Below are 20914 nucleotides of genomic sequence, written 5' to 3' on the forward strand. Positions count from 1 at the left end.
TTCGCGTACACTGTCAGGCGACGACGGTCCCGGCCGACCGTGCGGAGCTGCCCCCGACTCCGCCCAGGCCAGTCCAGACCACCATGAGGGAGCGGCACGTGCCCCGAGGCGATGGCCGGCTGAGCCACGACCTTGACCCCCAGCGCCCCGGCCCCCAGGACGCCTGTGGCGTCTTCGGCGTCTGGGCGCCGGGCGAGGAGGTCGCGAACCTCACCTATTTCGGGCTCTACGCCCTCCAGCACCGCGGCCAGGAGGCGGCCGGCATCGCGGTGAGCGACGGGTCGGGCGTGGTGGTCTACAAGGACCTCGGGCTGGTGGCCCAGGTCTTCGACGAGCCGACCCTGGCCAGCCTGCGCGGGCACCTCGCGATCGGCCACGCGCGCTACTCCACCACCGGCGGCTCGACCTGGGAGAACGCCCAGCCGACCATCCGCGCCACCAGCTCCGGCACGACCATCGCGCTGGCCCACAACGGCAACCTGGTCAACACCGCGGAGCTCCAGCGCGAGGTCGCCGAGCGCGGCCTCGTCGCCGACGGCGCGACCAACGACACCTCGCTGGTCACCATGCTGCTGGCCAGTCGACCGGACCTCTCGGTCGAGGCGGCCGCCCTGGAGGTGCTGCCGCAGCTTCGCGGCGCGTTCAGCTTCGTCTTCATGGACGAGTCGACGCTCTACGCGGCCCGCGACCCGCACGGCGTACGGCCCCTGGTGCTCGGCCGGCTGGAGCGCGGCTGGGTGGTGGCCAGCGAGACCGCCGCGCTGGACATCGTCGGCGCCAGCGTGGTCCGTGAGGTCGAGCCGGGTGAGCTGATCGCGATCGACGAGGACGGCCTGCGGTCGACCCGGTTCGCCCCGCCGGAGCCCAAGGGCTGCCTCTTCGAGTACGTCTACATCGCCCGCCCGGACGCCACCATCGCCGGCCGCAACGTGCACGCCGCGCGGGTGCAGATCGGCCGCCAGCTGGCCAAGGAGCACCCGGTCGAGGCCGACCTGGTGATCCCGGTGCCGGAGTCCGGCACGCCGGCCGCGATCGGGTACGCCGAGGAGTCGGGCATCACCTACGGCGCCGGCCTGATGAAGAACCCGTACGTCGGGCGCACCTTCATCCAGCCGTCGCAGACGCTGCGCCAGCTCGGCATCCGGCTCAAGTTGAACCCGCTGCGGGAGAACGTCCGGGGCAAGCGCCTGGTGGTGGTGGACGACTCGATCGTCCGCGGCAACACCCAGCGGGCCATCGTCCGGATGCTGCGTGAGGCCGGTGCGCTGGAGGTGCACGTCCGGATCTCCTCGCCGCCGGTGAACTGGCCGTGCTTCTACGGCATCGACTTCGCCACCCGCGCCGAGTTGCTGGCCAACGGACTCGACAACGAGGGCATCCGGCGTTCGATCGGCGCCGACACGCTGGGCTACGTCTCGCTCCCCGGCCTCATCGCCGCGACCGAGCAGCCGAAGACCCGGCTCTGCCGGGCGTGCTTCGACGGGGAGTACCCGATCGAGCTGCCCGCCGGGAACCTGATCGGCAAGCACGTGCTCGAAGGGGTCGGCCGCCGGGTCGCCTCCGAGGCGTCCGACGCCACCGCCGCGCTCGTCGCCACTTCGGGCGGCGTTGCCATCCACCGCCCATAGCACCACCCGACGCGGGACCGACACTCCAAGGCCGGGTCCGCGAGAACCACAAAGGGGAGAACCGTGACCCACGTGTCCGAGCGCAGCGGCGCAGGAAGCAGCCCGACGGGCGCCGGCGGCGACCGCCAGCCCTGGACGGCCGGCACCGGCCGCGCCGCGCGCAAACGCTCGGTCTCGTACGCGGACGCCGGGGTGTCGATCGAGGCGGGCGACCGTGCGGTCGAGCTGCTGAAGTCCAAGGTCAAGCAGACCCGTCGCCCGGAGGTCATGGGCGACCTGGGCGGCTTCGCCGGCCTGTTCCGGCTGGACACGAAGAAGTACAAGAACCCGATCCTGGCCTCCTCCACGGACGGGGTCGGCACCAAGCTGGTCATCGCCCAGCAGCTCGACATCCACGACACGGTCGGCATCGACCTGGTCGCGATGGTCGTCGACGACCTGGTGGCCTGCGGCGCCGAGCCGCTGTTCCTGCTCGACTACATCGCCACCGGCGAGGTCGTGCCGGACAAGGTCGCCGAGATCGGCGCCGGTATCGCCGACGGCTGCCGGTACGCGGGCTGCGCGCTGCTCGGCGGGGAGACCGCCGAGCACCCGGGCGTGCTGCGCCCCGACGAGTACGACATCTCCGCCACCGGCGTCGGTGTGGTCGAGGAGAGCGAGATCCTCAGCTCGGAGCGGGTCGAGGTGGGTGACGTGGTGATCGCGATGCGCTCCTCGGGTCTGCACTCCAACGGCTACTCCCTGGTCCGGCACGTGCTGCTCGGCGCCGGCCGGATGCGGCTGGACGTGGTGATCGACGACTTCGGCCGGCAGCGGACCCTCGGCGAGGAACTGCTCACCCCGACCAAGATCTACGCGCAGGACTGCCTCAAGCTGATCGCCGAGGCCGAGGTGCGGGTGCTCGCGCACGTCACCGGCGGCGGCATCCCGGGCAACCTGGTCCGCGTCCTGCCGGAGCACGTCGACGCGGTGGTGAACCGCTCCACCTGGAAGCCGCAGCCGATCTTCGACCTGATCCAGTCCAAGGGCCGGATCGAGGACCCGGAGATGGAGGCGACGTTCAACATGGGCGTCGGCATGTTCGCGATCGTCTCGGCGGAGGACGCCGACCGCGCGCTGGCCACCCTGACCGGCCGGGGCGTGGACGCCTGGCAGGCCGGCGAGATCATCGAGGGCTCGGGCAACGTGCAGATGATCGGGCAGCACACCCGGGGCTGACCACGCTGGGGTGATCATCCGGCCACCTGATCGGGGGTTCACCCGAGTGGCCACCGCCGCCTAGCCTGAAGGGCACCTCAGGCGGGGCGGAGGAGGGTTGATGGCTACACGGGGGAGCACCGGCATGCGCGGCATCGCTGCCGTGCCGTCGTACGTCGTGATGCAGCCGACCACTCTCTGCAACCTCGACTGCGCCTACTGCTACCTGCCGATGCGGGCGGCGGACCAGCGGATGCCAGTGGCCGTCGCCGAGGCGGTGGCGGCGTCGGTCAACCCGTGGGCAGCCGCGGATCGCTTCTCCGTCGTCTGGCACGGCGGGGAGCCGCTCGCGGCCGGCCGGGAGCACCTGGCGGCGCTGCTGGCGCCGTTCGGCCCGGAGGTGGAGCACCACGTCCAGACGAACGCCACGCTGATCGACGACGCCTGGTGCGCGTTCTTCGCCGAGCACGGCATCCGGGTGAGCGTCAGCGTGGACGGGCCGCGGGAGCGCAACGCCGAGCGGGTCACCCGGGGCGGCCGGCCGGCGTACGACCGGATCGTGGCCGGGGTGGCGGCGCTGCGCCGGCACGGGCTGCCCTTCTCGGCGCTCGCGGTGGTCTCCCGGCCCGACCCGGGGCTGGCCACCGAGCTGTACGACTACTTCCTCGACCTCGGCTGTGACGTGCTGGGCGTCAACATCGAGGAGACCGAGGGGGTCAACACGCGGACGAACGCCCGGGACGCCGGCGCGGTCACCGCATTCTGGGCGGAGCTGGTCGCCGCCTGGCGCCGGGATCCGCGGATCCACCTGCGCGAGGTGGAGTGGTCGCTGCGGTACGCCGGGGCGGTCCTGGCCGGCACGGCGGACCAGCTGCTGCCCCGGAGCCTGGACCCGATCCCGACCGTCGCCCACGACGGCTCGGTGGTGGTGCTCTCGCCGGAGCTGGCCGGCTTCACCGATCCCCGGTACGGCGACTTCACCAGCGGCAACGTGCTGGCCACCCCGTTGGTCGAGATCCTGGCCGACGCCGGCCGGACGCCCTGGGTGGGCGAGTTCCTCGCCGGGGTGGAGGCGTGCCGGTCGTCCTGCCCCTACTTCGGTTTCTGCGGGGGCGGCCACGCCGCCAACCGCTACTTCGAGCTGGGGCGTTTTGACGGTACGGAGACCGAGCACTGCCGCAACAGCAAGATCCGCCTACTGGAGGGAGTGTTGGAGCATGCCAGAGACCACGAGTCGCCGGCAGCCTGAGGGCGTCGGGGGAGCCGACCCGGATCCGGTCGGCGACCGGGTGCGGGAGGCCGCCCCGGGGCTGGCCGCACTGCTCCACGAGGCCGAAACCGCGCGTCGGCTGCGGGCGGAGGTGACGGGCGGCGATGGCGCCAGCGCGGTCTGCGCGTGGAACCACTTCGAGAACATCCCGACGTTCTACAACTGGAACAACCGGCCCCGCTGACGGTACGCGTCCGAGATCAGGGACCCGCTGGTCGACCGGAGTCGTCTCCGGCCCGCGTGGTCCCTGATCATCGGTGGCGCCGCTTCGGATGGGCACATGCGTGAGCACGCGGGGAGTTACCGCGTGCTCAGCTGCGTCCGGAGGTCAGCGGGTCGGACGGACCCAGGTGTCCGGGTCCTCGTCCGCGTGATCCTCATCATCGTCGTCGACATACTCTTTGTAGTCGTCGTCGAAGTTGTGCTCAGACTTACCAGCACCCGCCAACTCGCGCTGCAAGGCGGTGAGGTCGGTGTTCGGGGAGTGGTACTTCAACTCCCGGGCCACCTTCGTCTGCTTGGCCTTAGCACGGCCGCGCCCCATGGCTCGACCCCCTCGCACAGAATGCGGGGCAGCCCGAAGGCGGGCCCCGATGACGTCAGGCATCTCTCGTGGCTCTTACGGTACATGGGGATGCCACCGTTCGGCACCTCGGGTTACCGTCGACCGTCCCTGCGCGTCGCAGTGATCCGGCCGTGACAAATTGTACCCGGTAAGGACCGAACTGCGGGACCGCCCGTGACAGCGGTCAAACCGGTACGAAGCCCCCCAATTCCCAGCTTAACGCCGCCGCCGTCCGAGCGCTGGACCGGGGGCGGACGGACCGCCCGCCCCCGGAGTGACATTCAACGCAGGTGGATCGTGCGGAGCCGGCCGACCTCTGCCATCCGCCGCTCGGCGAGCCGGTCCGCGGCGACCGCCGGCGGGACGCCCTCGTCGTCGGCGAGCCGGAGGATCTCCCGGGTGGTGTCGTAGATCCGGGTGGCCCGCAGCTTGGCCCGGTCGAAGTTGAAGCCCTCGATCTCGTCGGCGACCTGGATCACGCCGCCGGCGTTCACCACGTAGTCGGGGGCGTAGAGGACGCCCCGGTCGGCGAGGAGCTTCTCGATGCCCGGGTGGGCGAGCTGGTTGTTCGCCGCACCGGCGACCACCTTCGCCCGCAGCGCCGGCACGGTGTCGTCGTTGAGGGCGCCGCCCAGCGCGCACGGGGCGTACACGTCGATGTCGGCGGCGACCAGCGCGGCGGCGTCGTCGACCAGCGCGACCTGCGGGTGGGTGGCGCGCACCCACTCCAGCGCCTTCGGGTTGACGTCGGTCGCCACCACCTCGGCGCCGTCGTCCAGCAGGTGCCCGGTGAGGTACTTGCCGACCTTGCCCAGGCCGGCGACGCCGACCCGCCGGCCGGCGAGCGAGGGGGTGCCCCAGACGTGCTCGGCGGCGGCCCGCATGCCCTGGAAGACGCCCCAGGCGGTGAGGATCGAGGAGTCGCCCGCGCCGCCGTGCTCGACGCTGCGGCCGGTGACGTAGCTCGTCTCCCGGGCGATCACGTCCATGTCGGCGACGTAGGTGCCGACGTCGCAGGCGGTGTAGTAGCGCCCGGCCAGCGACTCCACGAAGCGGCCGTACGCGCGCAGCAACGCCTCGCTCTTGATCTGCTCCGGGTCACCCCAGATGACCGCCTTGCCGCCACCGAGGTCCAGCCCGGCCAGGGCGTTCTTGTAGGCCATCCCGCGGGACAGGTCGAGCACGTCGGCGAGGGCGTCGTCCTCGCTGGCGTACGGGTAGAACCGGGTGCCGCCGAGCGCGGGGCCCAGCGCGGTGGAGTAGATCCCGATGATCGCCTTCAGGCCGGACTGCTTGTCCTGGCAGAACACGACCTGTTCGTGACCGGTCGATCCCGGGTCTTCGGTGCTGGCGAATACGCCCATGGCTGACTCCTGTGACGGTGGGCGCCCTTGTGGGGCGCGGACCCTGCTGGCACGCCGGCGGGATGCTGCCGGTGCTGCTGAGCCTAATATCGGCCGAAGCCGTACCGTCGCCCGCGTCACGTGTCCGCGTCACGCTGACGGCGTGCGGGTTCCGTCTTCGTGGGAGGATCGCGGCGTGCCGTCGCTCTTCGCTTCTTATCTGCGCGTGTACGAGCCGCTGACCGCTTTCGACCGGGACCGCCAGTCGTTCTGGCGCCGGTACGTCAACGAGGGTCGTGCGGTGGCCCCGTTGGAGGGGCCGGTCCGGCAGCGGACGGCGGTGATCGAGGCGCTCGGCGCGGGCTGGACCCGGCTGCCCGACCTGCCGGACGAGGCGTACGTCCTGGAGACGGACGACAGCCTCCTGGTCTGCCCGTGGAACCTGCGGATCCGGGTGGCCGAGGCGGCGCTGAGCGCCCGGGACGGGGTGCCGTCGGTGCTGGCCGACGCGTTCGTCCCGCCGATCCTGGCCGGGCAGGCCAAGGCGGTGGTGGAGGACTGGCGCAGCGGGGCTCGGGTGCTGGAGCACGGGGTGCCCCGGGTGCACGAGCAGATCGCCACCTGGGGGGTGCCGCTGCGCTGGTTCGTGCTCTTCGAGCCGGCGGAACGCCACCTGGTGACCGACGCGGGCCGCCGGGCGCTGCGCTACCGGACCGAGATCTCCAAGGCCCGCCGCCGGTCGTCGCGGGCGCTGTCGGTGCTGCGCAAGTCGGTCGGCGAGGCGCCGATCACCGAGGCGGTCGAGGAGGCCGCCCGGTGGTTGGAGGAGTTCCACCCGCGCTCGGTGGTGGAGCTGGACTACGGCGGCCTGGTGCAGCTGCTGCCGGACGAGATGCTGACGGCCGACGACTCCACCGAGCTGGTGGCGAACGGCCTGGCCGGGCTGTCCCGGGGCGAGGCGGAGGAGGCCTCGGCGGCGTACGACAAGCTGGTCGCCCGGTGGCGCGCGGTGCAGCTGCTGGAGCGGTGCAACTAACCGCAAATCGCCCAGAAAGCGCTCTCAACTTGAGAGTACCTCGTAGTTGGCGCATCACGAACCGTGATCATGAGTCCGAATAAGGTACTTTCTGCGGTGTAAAAGTAGTAAAAATCGGGCATGGTTCATCCGTCCGTCTAGGGACCTTCAGCCGTTCGGCCCATGTCGGACATCGGGGACTAGCCGGACCATGGGAGACGCGTCGGCCGGCGGGACCCCGGCCGATGTCTATACACGTGGAGGAGTGACCCGATGGCATCGCGAACGCACGAACCAGAGCCGCTACTCACGCCGGCCGAGGTGGCGTCGATGTTCCGTGTCGACCCGAAGACGGTGACCCGGTGGGCCAAGGCTGGCAAGCTCAGCGCCATCCGGACCCTGGGCGGCCACCGCCGCTACCGCGAGTCGGAGGTCAGGGCTCTGCTGCAGGGCCAGATCCCGCAGCAGCGTCAGGGCGACTGACGACCCGGACGTTTCATCAGGCGTTCCGATTCAGGGGCGGCCGGACGTACGCGACAGCGACGATCCGCCGCCCCTGAATCGCGTCCGGGGGTCACTCGTCCAGGGTGATCCGCAGTCCGACCGTGCCCCGCTCGCCCCGGCGCAGCCGGCTGCCGAGCAGGCTGAGCCGGCCGAGCAGGCGGTACTTCTGCTTCAGCAGGTCGCGTACCCGGCGGGTGCCGGCGAGGTCGGAGATCGTCGCGTGCCCGGGCACCGCCTCGCCGTGCGGGTTGCCGCGCACGTCGCACGGGGCCACCGTCACCCGGCCGTCGCGCCGGATCCGCTTCACCTTGCCGGAGTCCGACACGGTCCAGACCGCCAGCGCGTCGCCGTCCCGGACCGCCCAGACCGGGGTCGGCACCGCCCGGCCGTCCTTGCGGAAGGTGGTCAGCAGGATGTACTTCTCCGCCGCGAGACGGTCCAGGTCGGTCACGTGGCCAGGATACGGCCGCGACAACCGATCCCGGCCCGGATAGCGTGAGCGCCGTGACGGGGGAACCGACCATCGGCGACGTGTTCGGCGAGATGATCCGCGACGCGTACGCGGTCGCCACCGGCGTCGGCCCCCGACCGCTGGCCGGTGGACGCCTGCCCCGGCCGGTCATCGAGATCATCGAGCGGGACGACGGGCTGGTCAACGGCGCGCCCGCCGCGCACTACCTGGACCCGCCGCAGGCGTGGCCGCCGCACGACCACCGGGCGGTGGACCGGGTTCGCGGCCGGACCCTCGACATCGGCGTCGGCGGCGGCCGGATCGCGCTGCACCTCCAGGAGCGGGGGACGCCGGTCACCGGGCTGGACACCTCGGCGGGGGCGCTGCGGGTGTGCCGGCACCGGGGCGTACGGGACCTGGTGCTCGGCACCGTGGACGAGCACGTCGCGGACGGCCGTCGGTACGACACCTTCCTGCTGCTCGGCAACAACCTCGGCCTGATCGAGGGCCGGGAGCGGGCGCCCGGGTTCCTCGCCGCGCTCGCCGCGCTGGCCCGGCCCGGCGCGCGGATCATCGCGCACGGCACCGACCCGTACGGCACCAGGGACCCGGTGCACACGGGCTACCACGCGCTCAACCGGCGGCGCGGCCGGCTCGGCGGGCAGCTACGGCTGCGGCTGCGCTACCGGCAACTGGGCACCGAGTGGTTCGACTATCTGGTGTGCTCGGTCGACGAACTGGCCGAGCTGGTCCACGGCTCACCGTGGCGACTGGTCGACGTGGACGACGCCGACCGGCCCTACTACCTGGCGACCCTGGAACTGGCCGGGGCGTGACGAGGCCCCCGGGGCGTACCCGGGGGCCGGCGTCGGTGGCTCAGACCTGGACGGTCGGGGAGTGCTCCTCCGGCGGGAGCCCGCCGTCGCCGTCGACCACCTCGTCCGGGGTGCCGTCCTCGTCGATGTCGACCATGGTGATGTCCACCCTGCCGTCACCGTCGGTGTCGAACTGGAACAGGTCAGCCTTGCCGTCGCCGTCGGTGTCCACCACCCACACGTCGGTCTTCCCGTCGTTGTTGGTGTCCGCGCGCAGCAGGTCCACCCGCTCTTCGCCGCGGGTCTCCACCGTCCCGGTGTCCTCGGCGGTGCCGGTGGTGGCGGCGTTCTCCGGTGCCTGGCTCATGTCGGCTGGTCCTTCCCTCGGTTGACGGCCGTCTGTACCCGATCCGGCGCGCCCCCACGCATCCCCGACGAACCGGTGCCGCCTAGGGTCGCACCCATGAACGAGCGGAGCGAGCGGCCGGGCGTGGCGGAGACCCCGCGCGTCACCGCCCGCGGCGAGGGGACGTCATGAGTGGTCGTTTTGTGGTCGTCGGGGCCGGCACGATGGGGCTCGGCATCGCCTACGTGGCGGCCGGCGCGGGCTTCCCGGCCGAGCTGGTCGAGGTGGATCCGGCACGCGGCGCCGCCGCCGTGCGACGCCTCGAGGAGCTGTGGGAACGCGGCGTACAGCGCGGCAAGCTGACCGCCGACGAGGCGGCGGCGAACCGGGCGCGGCTGACCCTGCGGGCCGGGCTGGGCGAGGTCGCCGAAGGCCCCGAGGTGATCGTGGAGGCGGTCCCGGAGCGGCTCGACCTGAAGCGGGCGGTGCTCCGCGAGGCCGCCGCCCGGCGCCCCGCCCTGCTGGGCAGCAACACCTCCAGCATCCCGATCGCCGACCTGGCCACCGGCCTGGACCGGCCGGAGGCGTTCCTCGGCCTGCACTTCTTCAACCCGGTCTGGGCGATGACGCTGCTGGAGATCGTGGTCGGCCCGGCCACCGCGCCGGAGACCACCGACGCGGCCGTCGCGCTCGCCGGCCGGTTGGGCAAGGACCCCGTCGTCGTACGCGACATGCCGGGCTTCGCCACGTCGCGGCTCGGGGTCACCCTCGGGCTGGAGGCCATCCGGATGGTCGCCGACGGGGTGGCCGGCCCCGCCGACATCGACAAGGCGATGGTGCTCGGCTACCGGCATCCGGTGGGCCCGCTGGAGCTGACCGACCTGGTCGGGTTGGACGTCCGGCTCGACATCGCCCGCACGCTCCAGGCCGCGTACGGGGACCGCTTCGCGCCGCCGCCGCTGCTCGTGGAGATGGTGGCCGCCGGCAGGTTGGGCAAGAAGTCCGGCCAGGGCTTCTACACCTGGGAAGGCGGCGCGAAGAAGTGAGCGGACTGCGGATCGAGGAACTGCCGGACCGGCTGGTGGTGACGCTGGACCGGCCGGAGAAGCGCAACGCCATCGACGCCGACCTGATCGGCGAGCTGCACGCGGTCTGCGCCGAGCTGGAGGCCCGGCCGCGGCTGCTGCTGCTCACCGGCGGGGCCGACGGCATCTTCGCCGGTGGGGCGGACATCGGCCAGCTCCGCGAGCGGGGCCGGGTCGACGCCCTCGCCGCCATCAACTCGGCCGCCTTCGCCCGGATCCGGGCACTGCCCATGCCGACCGTGGCGGCCGTGGACGGTCCGGCGCTGGGCGGCGGCGCCGAGCTGGCGTACGCCTGCGACCTGCGGGTGTGCACGGCCCGGGCCGTGTTCGGCCAGCCCGAGGTGCGGTTGGGCATCCTGGCCGGCGCGGGCGCGACGCACCGCCTGCCGGCGCTGATCGGCGAGGCCCGGGCCAAGGAACTGCTCTTCACCGGCCGCCGGGTCGACGCCGACGAAGCGCTGCGGATCGGGCTGGTCAACCGGGTGGTGGCCGAGCCCGCCGAACTGCTGCCCACCGCGCACGGGCTGCTCGACGAGATCGCCAAGGGTTCGCCGCTGGCGCTGCGGCTGACCAAGCTGGCCGTGGACGCGCCACCCGCCGCCCATCCGCAGCTCGACCTGGTCAGCCAGGCGGTGCTCTTCGAAGACGAGGAGAAGCACCGGCGGATGACCGAGTTCCTGGAGCGGCGGCGCTCCCGCTGACCCGCCCCGGACGCGACGAAGGCCGCACCGGTCCGGTGCGGCCTTCGTCGTCGGTCAGTGCCGGATCTGCACCCCGGCGTCGGCCAGCGCGGTCACCACGTGCGCCGACTCGCCGAAGCCGATGATCAGTACGGCGTCCGCGCCGTAGTCCTTGATCTCCGTGGCCCCGGTGCTGAAGTCCACCGGCGGCGCCTTCGCGTCGGCCGGCGGCACGTAGGTCAGCAGCTTGACCCGGTCGGCGCCCATGCCGGCCCGCTCCAGTTCCACCCGCACGTTCTCCTGGAGGCCCTCGCCGTAGGAATCCTTCCGCGCCACGATGACGATCTTGTGCGGCCCGTCGCGCAGTATCACGTCGGCCAGGGCGCGGCCCTGGAGGCTGTCCGGCGGCGCGGTACGGAAGTACAGACCCTTGTCGTCCACGGTGGTCAGCCCGGCGTCGGTGTTCGACGGGGAGAAGAGCACCCGGCCGGCGGCGACCACGTCCGGCAGGACCGCGCGGGAGATGCCCGAGGCGCCCGCACCGATGAGCACGTGCACGCCCTTGCTGATGTGCGAGGCCACGGTTGCCTTGGCGACCGCCGGGTTGGTGCCGTCGTCGCCGTCGATCCAGACCACCGGCTCGCCGAGCACCCCGCCGCCCGCGTTGACGTCCTTCATGGCCAGCGCCGCGCCGGCCGCCATCGGCGGGTAGGCCAGCGCCAGGTCACCGGTCTGCGGCAGCAGCCCGCCGAGGACCAGCGGGGAGCCGTCACTCTTGTCCGACTTGCCACCGCGCTGCTTCTTCGCCCGGGGCGGCGCCTTGCTGCTCGCCCCCGACTCGTTGCCCGCGCCGACGAACTCGGTCTTGCCGTCGTCGATCTTCTGGTCGTCGAAGTGCAGGGTGGCGTAGCTGGCCGTGGCCGGCTCGCCGGCGTCGGTGAACCCGGCCCGGGTGAGCGACACTCCCCGGTACTCGATGTCCCGCCCCTCGCGGGCCAGTTCCAGGCAGGCCGCCGGGGCATCGCAGCGCTCGCCGTTGGTGGTCACCCCGACGATCTGCTTCGCGATCACGGCCGGGTCGGTGCTGCCGGCGAGCTGAGCGGCCAGCGCACTGATCACCACCGCGTCGTACGTCTCCGCGGAGTAGAGGTAGTCGCTGAGCTTCGGGTTGACGGTGAGTAGCCGTTCCTTGAAGTTCTCCGGGAGCGGGGTCAGCGGGGTGGTGCCCTTCATCCCGTTCACCAGCTCGGCGCGGTCCTTCAGTTCCGTCGCGTACGAGTTGAGCATGTTTCCGTCGGTGCCGTAGAGGCGCACCTGGGTGGTGGTGGCACCCCCATCGGTCTTGTCGCTGCCGCAGGCGCTGGTGGCGAGCAGTAGCCCCGCACAGGCCGTGATCACGGCCGCGCGCGAACCGCGTGATACGAGCATGGTCGTCCTTCCTCCGCCAACGGTCCGCAGGCACATTAGCGTGCCGGCGGGGACGGTGGGACCGTGGAGGGCGGTCCGGTCGGGAGGCCGACCCAGCCCGGTACGGAGCGTGACCATCGGGCTGTGCCCTGGTCACCGCTTGACCGGCCGTCCTACTGTGCCGCACGTGACCGACGAAGCACAGCAGACGCTGGACGACGCGACCGCCGTGCTCCGCTCGGCGCTGGCCGGGGACGGCGACGCGGTGGTGGGCGCCTTCGACGCGGTGGTCGACCGGGCCGGGTTGGCCGGGGCGTACGGGGTGGCCTGGTGCCTGGCCGGCACCATGGTCGGCGACGTCACCCCCGGGGCCTGCGCGCTCGACTTCCCCGGCATCGACCAGGCCGACTACGACACCCGCTGGGTGGCCCGCTTCGTCAGCGCGTACGCCAACCACGACGCCGACACCGGCGAGGCGCTCTTCGGCGCGGCGATGGCCGACGGGCTGCTGCCGGACTGCCTGCTCACCCTCGCCGGCTCGACCGTGGCGACGCTGCGCAGCCGGGCCGGCTGACCTCGCGGCCCCCGGCCGGGGGGACGGGCGTCGCGGGATCAGCACGCACCGCCCCAGCCGCCGGTCCGTGTCCTACCGCTGTGGTACCTGTGGTGGCATGTCCGAGGCGATGCTCAGCAAGGTCCGCAAGCTGCTCGCCCAGGCGGAGGACCCGGCCTGCACGCCCGCCGAGTCGGCGGCCTTCACCGCCAAGGCCACCGAGCTGATCGCCCGCTACGGGGTGGACCGTGCGCTGCTGGCCGCGAGAGACCCCGCCACCGACCCGGTCGGCGACCGGGTGGTCGACGTGGTCGCCCCGTACGCGCGGGACAAGGCCGGGCTGCTCGCCGCGGTCGCCGACCCGCTGCGCTGCCGGTGCGTACGCCGCCGGCAGGGCAACGGCTTCGCCATGCACCTGTTCGGCTTCGCCAGCGACCTGGAACGGGTCGAGCTGCTCTTCACCTCGCTGCTGGTGCAGGCCGCGCATGGGCTGGCCGGTGCGGTCGTACCGGCCGGTGAGCACCCGGCCGCCTTCCGCCGGACCTGGCTGGCCGGCTTCGCCCACGTGGTCGGCGACCGGCTGCGGGCCGCCGAGGCCGGCGCGGTCGCCGGGTCCGGTGCACCCTCCATGGCGCTGGTGCTGGCGGACCGCTCCGACCGGGTACGGCACCGACTCGCCGAGGTCTACCCACGGCTGCGGACCGCGGCGCCCCGCCGGCTGGCCGGCACCGGTTTCGGCTCCGGCCTCGAGGCGGGCCGTCGGGCCGACCTGGGCGGCACCGGGGTGATGACCGGCCCGGCGTCGGCACGGGGCATCGGCTGGTGACCGTACGCCGGAGCGCACCGGGCACTGCCCCGCACGGGAGAGGCGCGGTCCGGGACGGGGTGAAGTTCCGCGTCGGACGGGTCAGGTGCCGGTCCGCGCCACCGTGGCCAGGTAGCGGCAGAGCAGCTCGTGCCAGCCGGCCGTCAGCGCCTTGCGGTAGCCCTCGGCCGCCTCGCCGTGCCGGTCGAAGTGCCGGTGCTCGACCTCCACCCGGGTCCGCCCGTCGCCCTCGGGGACGAAGAGGACCTCGACCTCGCTGGCCCGCGCCGGATCGGGCACCGGCACCCGGTCGGGGCCGAGCTGCCAGGTGAAGACCAGCCGCCGGGGCGGGTCCCAGGTGAGCACCCGGCCCCAGTCACCCCGAAAGCCGTACGGGCCGATCTCGTAGAGCATGCCGCCGGCGCGTGGCTCGATTCCCAGCTCGGCCAGCGCTTCCGGGCCGGACCAGGTGTACTCGCGTACCCACCAGTCGGTCAGCGCCCCGGTGAACACCGCGAACGCCCGGTCTGCGGTGGCTGGGGCCAGGAGGCTGCTGCGTAACGAGAACCGGTCGACATCCTGACGGACCTCATCCGGATCAGCCATGTCCTGTCCCATAGGCCCGGACCATACCGGCTGATGCCCCGCTGTGCAGCTTCGCGGAGTGCCCGCTTCCGGACAGCGGGAGATCGCTCTCCGGGCCGGCGGGTCCGGGCCGTTTCCCGCGTGCGTCCGGCCCGCCGCCGACACGGGTGGCCGCCCGGAAAGCGGGTAACCGCGGCTGATCCGGCCCGGCGCATCGGGCCAGCTGGGAGCGGAGAGCATGAGCGAGAGCGGAGCGAGCGAACGGGAACCGGACCCGACCAGCGAGCGGCTGGCCCACCAGCAGATCGGGTCGACCGAGCCCGACGTCCTGCTCGACGTGCCGGAGGTGTCGGTCGACTCGATCCGGCTGGCGGTCGACGGGCTCGACGCCGACCTGTCGCTGCGCGCCCGGCTGGCCAACCTCCTCCAGCTCGATGCCGGGGTCCGGGTGCACCTGGAAGGCGTGGAACTGGACATCACCGGCGTGCACGCCGAGGCGCTGCTCAAGGTCCGGCTGGAGAAGCTGCTGACGATCCTGGACCGGGCGCTGACCACGATCGACCGCAATCCCCAGATCATCGAGGCGCTGGCCCGGACGGCGGAGACCAGCATCGACGACGTCAACCGGTCCGCCCAGCAGCTCGCCGGGGCCGCGAGTCCGCTGCTCGGCCAGGTGGGGCAGCAGGCCGGCCAGGTGGGGCAGCGGGTCGGTGCGGTCGGTGCGGTGGCGGACAGGTCGCTGCGGGAGCGCACCGGCGAGCCGACGCCCGGCGTGCCGACGCCACCGTCCGGCGCCCGGTCGCCGCAGCCACCGACCGGCCCGTCCGCCGGCGGCCAGGGCGGGCCGGGTGGCGGTCAGGCCGGGGTGCCGTCCGGTGGTGGCGGTGGAGGACAGCAGCCGTCGGCGGGTTCGACCGCGGGTGGGGCGGAGACCGGGGAGCTGGGTGCCGGGCCCGGGAAGCCGTCCCCGGGTAACGGTGGGGCGGAAACCGGGGAACGGCCGGAGGACGCCGAGGGCGAGCGCTCCCGGGGCGGACGGGCCGGCGCCGGCCCGCCGGGAGCCTCCGGAGCGGCCCAGGTGGCCGGTCAGGCGGGTGAGACGCTGCGCCAGGCCGGCCGGAGCGTCTGGGAGACGATCCAGGGCGGCATGGGCCAGCACCGGCAGCAACGTCCGAAGCGTTAGCGAGCGCCCTGTGCGCCGGACGATGGCCGGGACCAGCGACCGATCCCTCACCCCGTGGTGCGGGCCAGACCCGACCGAGACGATCAGCAGTCGGCGACCGCTGCGCGGTACCGCTCGGTCCACTGCCGGTTGAGCTCGTCGCTCTGGCGCTGGTGCCGGGGCGCGATGGGGCATCCCGCCGGCGCGTCGAGCCCGAGGAAGTCGAGGATGCGGCGCGTGGTGTCGACCATGTCCGCGTCGAGTTCCTCGTAGCGCACGACGTGCGGCCGGATCCCCCACGAGGCGAACCACGCCTCCCAGGCCGCGTTGTGCTCCGTGATCATCTCGATGAGGTGTCTGATCCCGTCCGCGTCGAAGCGGGGTGGCCGCCCGTTGCCGGCGTTGCCGCCGATCTCTCCGTTGCCGCCGATGAACCAGCTGTCGGTCTGCTCGGCGCGCAGCCAGGACACCGCCTGGGCCAGTACGTCGTCCCGGCGCAACAGCACGAAGCGGGTGCGGCCGAACGCCCGGTTCAGCAGCGCGACCTCGTTGCCGGCAAGGTCGGGGTGGCTCGCGGCGAGCTTCTCGACCACCTCGTCCAGCGTGCCCCACATGAGCTTCGCGCCGAACACGCCGTTCTCGGTCCGGCCGGCGGCGAGCGCGGCTCGCACGTAGTCCGCGTAGTCGAAGCCACCCTCGGCGGTGCGGGGAAGCTGCCACCGGTCGGCCCACCGCAACTCGTCCGGCGCGCGGAAGTACGCCTGGGGACGGCCGGCGACACCGGTGGACTCCAGCAACCCGAGCAGTAGCGAACTGCCGGTGCGCGGGGTGGCGCAGACGAAGTACGAGTCGACACGATCGGCGGGGTCCCGCGGCATGGCCGCAGGTAACCCCACCTCAGGCAGGTCCGGCAACCGAAATTGACCAGCCGCACCGGCGGTGTCGACAACGGGGAGACCGGACAGCCGGGACGTGCGGGGGCAAAAGCAGAGCGCCGACCGGCGTCTCCGCTGGTCGGCGCTCCTGTAGCCCGGCGAAAGGCTATGTGGCCAGGGGCGGGGTCGAACCGCCGACCTTCCGATTTTCAGGCACCCGCATTTCCGCAGGTCAGGAAGCCGTCGGGACCCCTCGTGCAACGGCTTGTGCGACACGGCTTGACATGGCCTGAACGATGGCCGCATGAACCTGAGTGAGGGAGACCGTGCATCCCCCGGCATCCAGCTGGTGTTCGTGGTCTTCTTCCTCTTCTTGCTCGTACTCAGTGTTCGCCTCGCCACGGGGCGACGGCTTCCCCGATGGCTTCGGTTTGGACGTCCGGCGCAGGTGGACCCATCTCGATCCGTTCGCGTCGGTGTCGGCGTTGCCTCGATCAGCGGCGCTCTGCTGATCCAGCAAGCCACGTCACTCATTCCGATGCCCTTTGTGGTCAAAGGCGGCCCGCAAGCGGGCCGCGCCGGCCCGGCCCCGGCTGGCGACCTCCAGCCGGCATCGGCCGGGCCGGCCGGCCACCCTGAGGGAGGACAGATCACCAAGACCCCGGGGCTCTGCCCCGAACCCCGACCCTCCTTAGAGATGCCGCCGCGGATCACCTCGCCGGGCACCACAAGGGCTACCAGCCTCCCCGAACGGGGCCAAGGTCGTTCGGACGTAGGGCGCTCCACCTTGTTCCCGTCCGGGGAGGCTGGACGGTCTACGACTGCCCGACGAGGAGATCCGCTTTCAACCAGCTGGCCGACTCCACCTACTTTGCTTCCCCAGGCAGGTACCACAACCCGGCGTGCCGTGGATCGCGAAGCCAGCGGACGCGGGATGCCTCATCGGGGCGAGGCGTCCAATCGCGGTAGGGCAAGAAGGCCAGCCGCCAGGCGATCACCGCGAAGATGAAGAGGCCCGGGCCAACCAACCACAACAGTGCATCGCGGCGGCGGTAGGAAGCACGCGGCGCAAGCCAGGCCGTTGCCGCTACCGGAACTGCTATCCAGCCGATATCGGCCAGCGGGCCGCTTCCCATCGTGGCCTCGATCAGCTCACGGATGATGAAAGACGGCAGTATCACCCCGAGCACCAGCAGCGCCGCGATCAACCTGCGCGGCACGAGGCCCAGGGGCGGGCGGGAGCTGGGTGGATCAACGGCCATGACCCGGAGGATACGATCCAGTAGCAATCATGATGCTAGGGGACGACAGTGGTCTCCACCGCCTGAACGTCGGCCAGGACGTGCCGGCGGGTCCGTGCAATCCCCGTGCAACAAGGGGCGGCCATCAGAGGGATTCCGGGGTCAACGAGGGTCAGACCGGACGGCCGGGCTTCCGGGGCAAAAGCGGAGCGCCGACCGGCGTTTCCGCTGATCGGCGCTCCTGTAGCCCGGCGAAAGGCTATGTGGCCAGGGGCGGGGTCGAACCGCCGACCTTCCGATTTTCAGATGCAGGCGGCAGCGGTCGGAGGCACTCCGGCGATCTGCGGCCGACCGCCAAGTGCAGGGCCAGGTGCTCGGCGTCGGCTCCTGTTGTCGTCATGCTGCCGTCATGCGGCAGCCCATGTTGCGCCTGCCGCTTGGGGCTTCGCTGCCTTGTCGCTGCCTCGGCTGGCAGCGGCGGCACGAACTCTTCGTCCCGAACGCGGCTGCGGGGCACCAACGGCTGTCGTCGCTGCCGGAAGCCGTCAGTCCATGCACGTTGTTTTGCGCTCCAGCCACTTCCGGTGTTATCGGTTGCCGAAGCATTCGCTGCCTCTCTGCTGCTCCCGCGCCTCCCATCACCCGCGCGCGGCGGCCACGTCGCTACGCTTCTCCGGTGACGAATGGTGCCGGTGTCGCATTGGGTATCGAGGCCGCTCGCCGGTTAGCCAAGCTGGACCTGGTGGACATCCAACCGGGGCTCACCGACGCCGAGTTCGTCAGCATCGAGCGACGGTTCGGCTTCGAGTTCGCCGACGACCACCGCGCCTTCCTCGCGGCCGGGCTGCCAGTCTGGACACCTGGCCACGATGACCACCCCGACAAGGCAAGTTGGGGCTGGCCGAACTGGCGTCAGCTCGACTCCACCAGCCTGCAAGAGCAGGTTGACTGGCCGCTCACAGCCGCGCTCGACGACATCCAGCACGGCGAGTGGCCACCCGGGTGGGGCAATCGCCCTCACGACCTCGTCCGGCGCATGGCCAAGGCGAAGCGACTCCTCGCCAACGTTCCACGGATGGTTCCCGTGTACGCCCACCGCTACCTGCCGGTCGGCCGCGGCTCCTTTGGGCATCCGGTGCTGTCCATCCACCGACTCACCGACACCATCGTGTACGGCCACGACCTCGCCCACTACATCGACCAAGAGTTCCGGGAGCCCAGGGTGACCGTGGCCTTCTGGCGTGACTACCTGTAATCGGCGAGGACACCGGCCCCCGACCCCTTGACCCCCGGGCAACCAACATGGCCCCCAGAGCTGCTGCTTCCTGGCACTTGGCCTGCCGAAATGGTCCGTCACCGTCCAGGCTTGTCCGCTGGCGTCCGCGCCGATCGTCACTCATTTTGTCACCCAGCGGATGGACATACACTGGCTTCCATGCGGCGACGGGATGTGCCCTGGTGGGCGTCGTTCGGCGCAGCCGCATCGGCCTGGCTCGCCATAGGCATCTGGATCCACCTCGGCTGGGAGCCACCCCAGGTGCTGTTTGTGCTCATGGCAGCCTGCTGGGTCGCTCTATCAGCGGCCTTCCATATCTTCGGGGTGCGAGGCGTCCGGCCGAAGCACCCAACCAACCGGGAACCACGCGGAGGCCTGCTGTGACGCGCCGTCGGCGGCTCCTGGTCGCCGCGGCGCTGGCTGTCGCACTGTGCGCCGGGTATCTGTCGGCAACCATCGGCCATCGCCTCGATCACGGCAGCTCGTGGTGGCACGGGGCTGACGCGGAGTCCCGCCCGGAAGGGCGGAGGACGGAGCTGCGGTTCGCCTTCAATCCCGGAAGGCGGGTCACGTTCGGCGCGTCCATCCGCAATCCCGGTCGATGGCCGGTGACGATTACCGGCATCGCGGTCGATGACGGTCCTGCTGATCAGCACGTGTTCAAGATCGCCCGCCTGGCGGTAACCCACGCCGATGAGGCCAGCGCCATATTCGACCCGGCTGCGGCGGTAGCGTTCCAGTCGATCAGGGTGGCGGCGGGCGCAGAGCTGCCGGTCTTCGTCACGATCACGATCCCGGACGTGGAGATGGCCCCCGGATCAGGGCTGTTCTTCGATGACCTCGCGGTCGACTACGAGGTGCTCGGTCTGCCTCGTCACCAGCGGGTGCCGATGGGCTTCCGCCTGTCGGTCCGCTCTGCAAACGGCTATGTTCCACGCTGAGCGCCGAGCGGTGCGCGGCGACCGGTGGACCGCAGTACCGCCAGGCCTGGGCCTCAGTTCGCTCCGTCCACATCCCCCTGCTCAACACCGTCAGCTTGGAAGGTGCCTAACCTCAGCTTGGGAATCGCATGGATCTCGGGCTTCGGCGGCCGCACGCTGCGGTCGCACACGTCATCGTCTGCGTGGGACATGGTCCCCGCAGCCTTCTGCATGCCCTGGTTGACCCCTGCATCGGGCACGGACCGGGCACGCTCCGCTAGATTCCTACTGCTTCACTGTTGACCATGAAAAGGCGGAAAACTCGGCAGGCCTTTGCGGTGGCGCTGGTTGTCGTCCTGGCATTGGCCGCCAACGCCGGCTGGCGCTGGTGGCACAACCGCCCCCCGTTCGGTCCGGAAGCACTGTCGCTGCAGTCGTCACTTGAGTTGGTCGGCTACACGCAGTCCCAGACGGCACTCGGCCGACCCGTGGGCTACGCGCCATCGTTGGAGCCAAAGGTCCAGATGGTGCTCGGTCGAGTCTCCTGGCGCCCCCCACCCGAACCGCTCGACGGCTTCCTCATGGTCGTACTCATCGACAAGCGCTCGAACCGCCTGCCCTCGATCTCGCTACGACACGACTGGCCGAGGGACGCGTACCCGGCTGGAGTCGGGGGTGGCGGACCGCAGAACAAGATCGCAGAACGCTACCCGTGGTTGAGAGGCATGGGCGACAAAAAGATCGGGGAGACCGAGTGGCTTAGTGAAGGCAGCGTCGTCTGGGCGAACGACCAGGAAGCGTCACCGCTGACCTTCGTGGCACACTTCCCGCCGGTACGGGATCCGCGGCTACCAGCCGTCACCGGGCCTATCGCAATGTCGGACCTACTCCTAGCCGTGGTCTACATCGGATCCGACAACCAGATCTACTGGGCGCATCGATTGGAAGGGTGAGCGAGGCCGACCGTCAGACGTTGAAGCGGAACTTAGACCGGCTCGCCGATGACCTGCGCCAACATGCCTGCGCTCCTGGTCAGGCGGCGTTGGTACCTCACGGTACTGCCGGCTGCTTGCCAACGTTTGACGGTGTCTTGTGCCCCATCTGTGCCCCGAGCGGGTCGTGGGTTCTAATGAGGTGATCTCAGCAAGGTTCGGCGGCCGAGTGGGGATGACACGGGCGTAACGTCCATAC

General features: G+C 71.4%; 23 protein-coding genes. 15 read left to right on the forward strand and 8 right to left on the reverse strand.

Annotated features, from left to right (window positions below):
• Window positions 1-98: 98 nt before the first annotated feature.
• The 4 genes from purF (at window position 99) to amcA (ending at window position 4279) form a co-directional block, all read left to right on the forward strand.
• On the forward strand, window positions 99-1628 hold the full coding sequence (gene purF / locus ACFOYX_RS02430) for an amidophosphoribosyltransferase (RefSeq protein WP_322441434.1): 1530 nt from the start codon (window positions 99-101) through the stop codon (window positions 1626-1628).
• A 63-nt stretch (window positions 1629-1691) separates the two neighbouring features.
• A complete protein-coding gene (purM, locus tag ACFOYX_RS02435; protein WP_322441433.1) occupies window positions 1692-2846 on the forward strand; it encodes a phosphoribosylformylglycinamidine cyclo-ligase in 1155 nt (384 codons plus the stop codon).
• Between the two features lie 124 nt (window positions 2847-2970).
• Window positions 2971-4074, forward strand: a complete 1104-nt coding sequence (amcB, locus tag ACFOYX_RS02440) for a cyclophane-forming radical SAM peptide maturase AmcB (protein ID WP_304598682.1) — start codon at window positions 2971-2973, stop codon at window positions 4072-4074.
• Complete coding sequence (amcA, locus tag ACFOYX_RS02445) at window positions 4043-4279, forward strand: multiple cyclophane-containing RiPP AmcA (protein WP_322441432.1); 237 nt, start codon at window positions 4043-4045, stop codon at window positions 4277-4279. Before amcB ends, amcA begins: the two co-directional genes overlap by 32 nt.
• A 144-nt stretch (window positions 4280-4423) precedes the next feature.
• On the opposite strand, the gene ACFOYX_RS02450 is transcribed toward amcA, so the two are convergent.
• Window positions 4424-4639, reverse strand: coding sequence for a DUF3073 domain-containing protein (locus ACFOYX_RS02450; protein WP_088996883.1), 216 nt, complete (start codon window positions 4637-4639; stop codon window positions 4424-4426).
• A gap of 302 nt (window positions 4640-4941) precedes the next feature.
• Window positions 4942-6024 (reverse strand): Glu/Leu/Phe/Val dehydrogenase dimerization domain-containing protein, encoded by a 1083-nt coding sequence (locus tag ACFOYX_RS02455; protein ID WP_322441431.1) that lies wholly within the window; start codon window positions 6022-6024, stop codon window positions 4942-4944.
• A 175-nt stretch (window positions 6025-6199) separates the two neighbouring features.
• Between ACFOYX_RS02455 and ACFOYX_RS02460 the strand changes: the two genes are divergently transcribed.
• Window positions 6200-7039 carry a hypothetical protein gene (locus ACFOYX_RS02460; protein WP_322441430.1) on the forward strand — a complete coding sequence of 280 codons (840 nt, stop codon included), beginning with the start codon at window positions 6200-6202 and terminating at the stop codon, window positions 7037-7039.
• A 252-nt stretch (window positions 7040-7291) separates the two neighbouring features.
• Window positions 7292-7501 carry a BldC family transcriptional regulator gene (locus ACFOYX_RS02465; RefSeq protein WP_007073996.1) on the forward strand — a complete coding sequence of 70 codons (210 nt, stop codon included), beginning with the start codon at window positions 7292-7294 and terminating at the stop codon, window positions 7499-7501.
• 91 nt (window positions 7502-7592) lie between these two features.
• Here ACFOYX_RS02465 and ACFOYX_RS02470 read toward each other — a convergent pair whose 3' ends face one another.
• Entirely contained in the window at window positions 7593-7973 is a 381-nt protein-coding gene (locus ACFOYX_RS02470) for a PPOX class F420-dependent oxidoreductase (RefSeq protein ID WP_322441429.1), read from the reverse strand.
• A gap of 53 nt (window positions 7974-8026) precedes the next feature.
• Here ACFOYX_RS02470 and ACFOYX_RS02475 point away from each other — a divergent pair, with 53 nt between their 5' ends.
• Complete coding sequence (locus tag ACFOYX_RS02475; RefSeq protein WP_322441428.1) at window positions 8027-8809, forward strand: methyltransferase domain-containing protein; 783 nt, start codon at window positions 8027-8029, stop codon at window positions 8807-8809.
• Between the two features lie 40 nt (window positions 8810-8849).
• On the opposite strand, the gene ACFOYX_RS02480 is transcribed toward ACFOYX_RS02475, so the two are convergent.
• A complete protein-coding gene (locus ACFOYX_RS02480; RefSeq protein ID WP_109801885.1) occupies window positions 8850-9155 on the reverse strand; it encodes a hypothetical protein in 306 nt (101 codons plus the stop codon).
• A 167-nt stretch (window positions 9156-9322) separates the two neighbouring features.
• Between ACFOYX_RS02480 and ACFOYX_RS02485 the strand changes: the two genes are divergently transcribed.
• Together ACFOYX_RS02485 and ACFOYX_RS02490 are read left to right on the forward strand one after the other, a co-directional pair.
• Entirely contained in the window at window positions 9323-10180 is an 858-nt protein-coding gene (locus tag ACFOYX_RS02485; RefSeq protein WP_322441427.1) for a 3-hydroxyacyl-CoA dehydrogenase family protein, read from the forward strand.
• Entirely contained in the window at window positions 10177-10920 is a 744-nt protein-coding gene (locus ACFOYX_RS02490; protein WP_109801887.1) for an enoyl-CoA hydratase/isomerase family protein, read from the forward strand. Before ACFOYX_RS02485 ends, ACFOYX_RS02490 begins: the two co-directional genes overlap by 4 nt.
• 54 nt (window positions 10921-10974) lie before the next feature.
• Here the strand turns inward: ACFOYX_RS02490 and ACFOYX_RS02495 are convergent, their stop codons facing one another.
• The gene (locus ACFOYX_RS02495) at window positions 10975-12327 is read right to left on the reverse strand and encodes an ABC transporter substrate-binding protein (RefSeq protein ID WP_109801888.1); all 1353 of its coding nucleotides are present in this window, start codon (window positions 12325-12327) and stop codon (window positions 10975-10977) included.
• Window positions 12328-12493: 166 nt separating this feature from the next.
• On the opposite strand from ACFOYX_RS02495, the gene ACFOYX_RS02500 reads away from it, so the two are divergent.
• Both ACFOYX_RS02500 and ACFOYX_RS02505 read left to right on the forward strand, forming a co-directional pair.
• Complete coding sequence (locus tag ACFOYX_RS02500; protein ID WP_109801889.1) at window positions 12494-12880, forward strand: hypothetical protein; 387 nt, start codon at window positions 12494-12496, stop codon at window positions 12878-12880.
• A gap of 97 nt (window positions 12881-12977) precedes the next feature.
• Window positions 12978-13685 (forward strand): DUF2786 domain-containing protein, encoded by a 708-nt coding sequence (locus ACFOYX_RS02505; protein ID WP_322441426.1) that lies wholly within the window; start codon window positions 12978-12980, stop codon window positions 13683-13685.
• A gap of 81 nt (window positions 13686-13766) precedes the next feature.
• Here ACFOYX_RS02505 and ACFOYX_RS02510 read toward each other — a convergent pair whose 3' ends face one another.
• Window positions 13767-14282, reverse strand: a complete 516-nt coding sequence (locus ACFOYX_RS02510) for an SRPBCC family protein (protein ID WP_109801891.1) — start codon at window positions 14280-14282, stop codon at window positions 13767-13769.
• A 205-nt stretch (window positions 14283-14487) separates the two neighbouring features.
• Between ACFOYX_RS02510 and ACFOYX_RS02515 the strand changes: the two genes are divergently transcribed.
• Entirely contained in the window at window positions 14488-15432 is a 945-nt protein-coding gene (locus ACFOYX_RS02515; protein ID WP_322441425.1) for a hypothetical protein, read from the forward strand.
• A gap of 83 nt (window positions 15433-15515) precedes the next feature.
• Here ACFOYX_RS02515 and ACFOYX_RS02520 read toward each other — a convergent pair whose 3' ends face one another.
• Together ACFOYX_RS02520 and ACFOYX_RS02525 are read right to left on the reverse strand one after the other, a co-directional pair.
• Window positions 15516-16289: a Stf0 family sulfotransferase gene (locus ACFOYX_RS02520; protein WP_322441424.1), complete on the reverse strand. Its 774-nt coding sequence runs from the start codon at window positions 16287-16289 to the stop codon at window positions 15516-15518.
• A gap of 863 nt (window positions 16290-17152) precedes the next feature.
• Window positions 17153-17548, reverse strand: coding sequence for a hypothetical protein (locus tag ACFOYX_RS02525; RefSeq protein WP_322441423.1), 396 nt, complete (start codon window positions 17546-17548; stop codon window positions 17153-17155).
• Between the two features lie 655 nt (window positions 17549-18203).
• On the opposite strand from ACFOYX_RS02525, the gene ACFOYX_RS02530 reads away from it, so the two are divergent.
• The 3 genes from ACFOYX_RS02530 (at window position 18204) to ACFOYX_RS02540 (ending at window position 20676) form a co-directional block, all read left to right on the forward strand.
• The gene (locus tag ACFOYX_RS02530) at window positions 18204-18782 is read left to right on the forward strand and encodes a hypothetical protein (RefSeq protein ID WP_322441422.1); all 579 of its coding nucleotides are present in this window, start codon (window positions 18204-18206) and stop codon (window positions 18780-18782) included.
• A 401-nt stretch (window positions 18783-19183) separates the two neighbouring features.
• Entirely contained in the window at window positions 19184-19744 is a 561-nt protein-coding gene (locus ACFOYX_RS02535; protein WP_322441421.1) for a hypothetical protein, read from the forward strand.
• A gap of 284 nt (window positions 19745-20028) precedes the next feature.
• On the forward strand, window positions 20029-20676 hold the full coding sequence (locus tag ACFOYX_RS02540) for a hypothetical protein (protein WP_322441503.1): 648 nt from the start codon (window positions 20029-20031) through the stop codon (window positions 20674-20676).
• The last annotated feature ends 238 nt before the right edge of the window (window positions 20677-20914 follow it).

Source organism: Micromonospora sp. GCM10011541, assembly GCF_042650725.1.
GTDB lineage: Bacteria > Actinomycetota > Actinomycetes > Mycobacteriales > Micromonosporaceae > Micromonospora > Micromonospora sicca.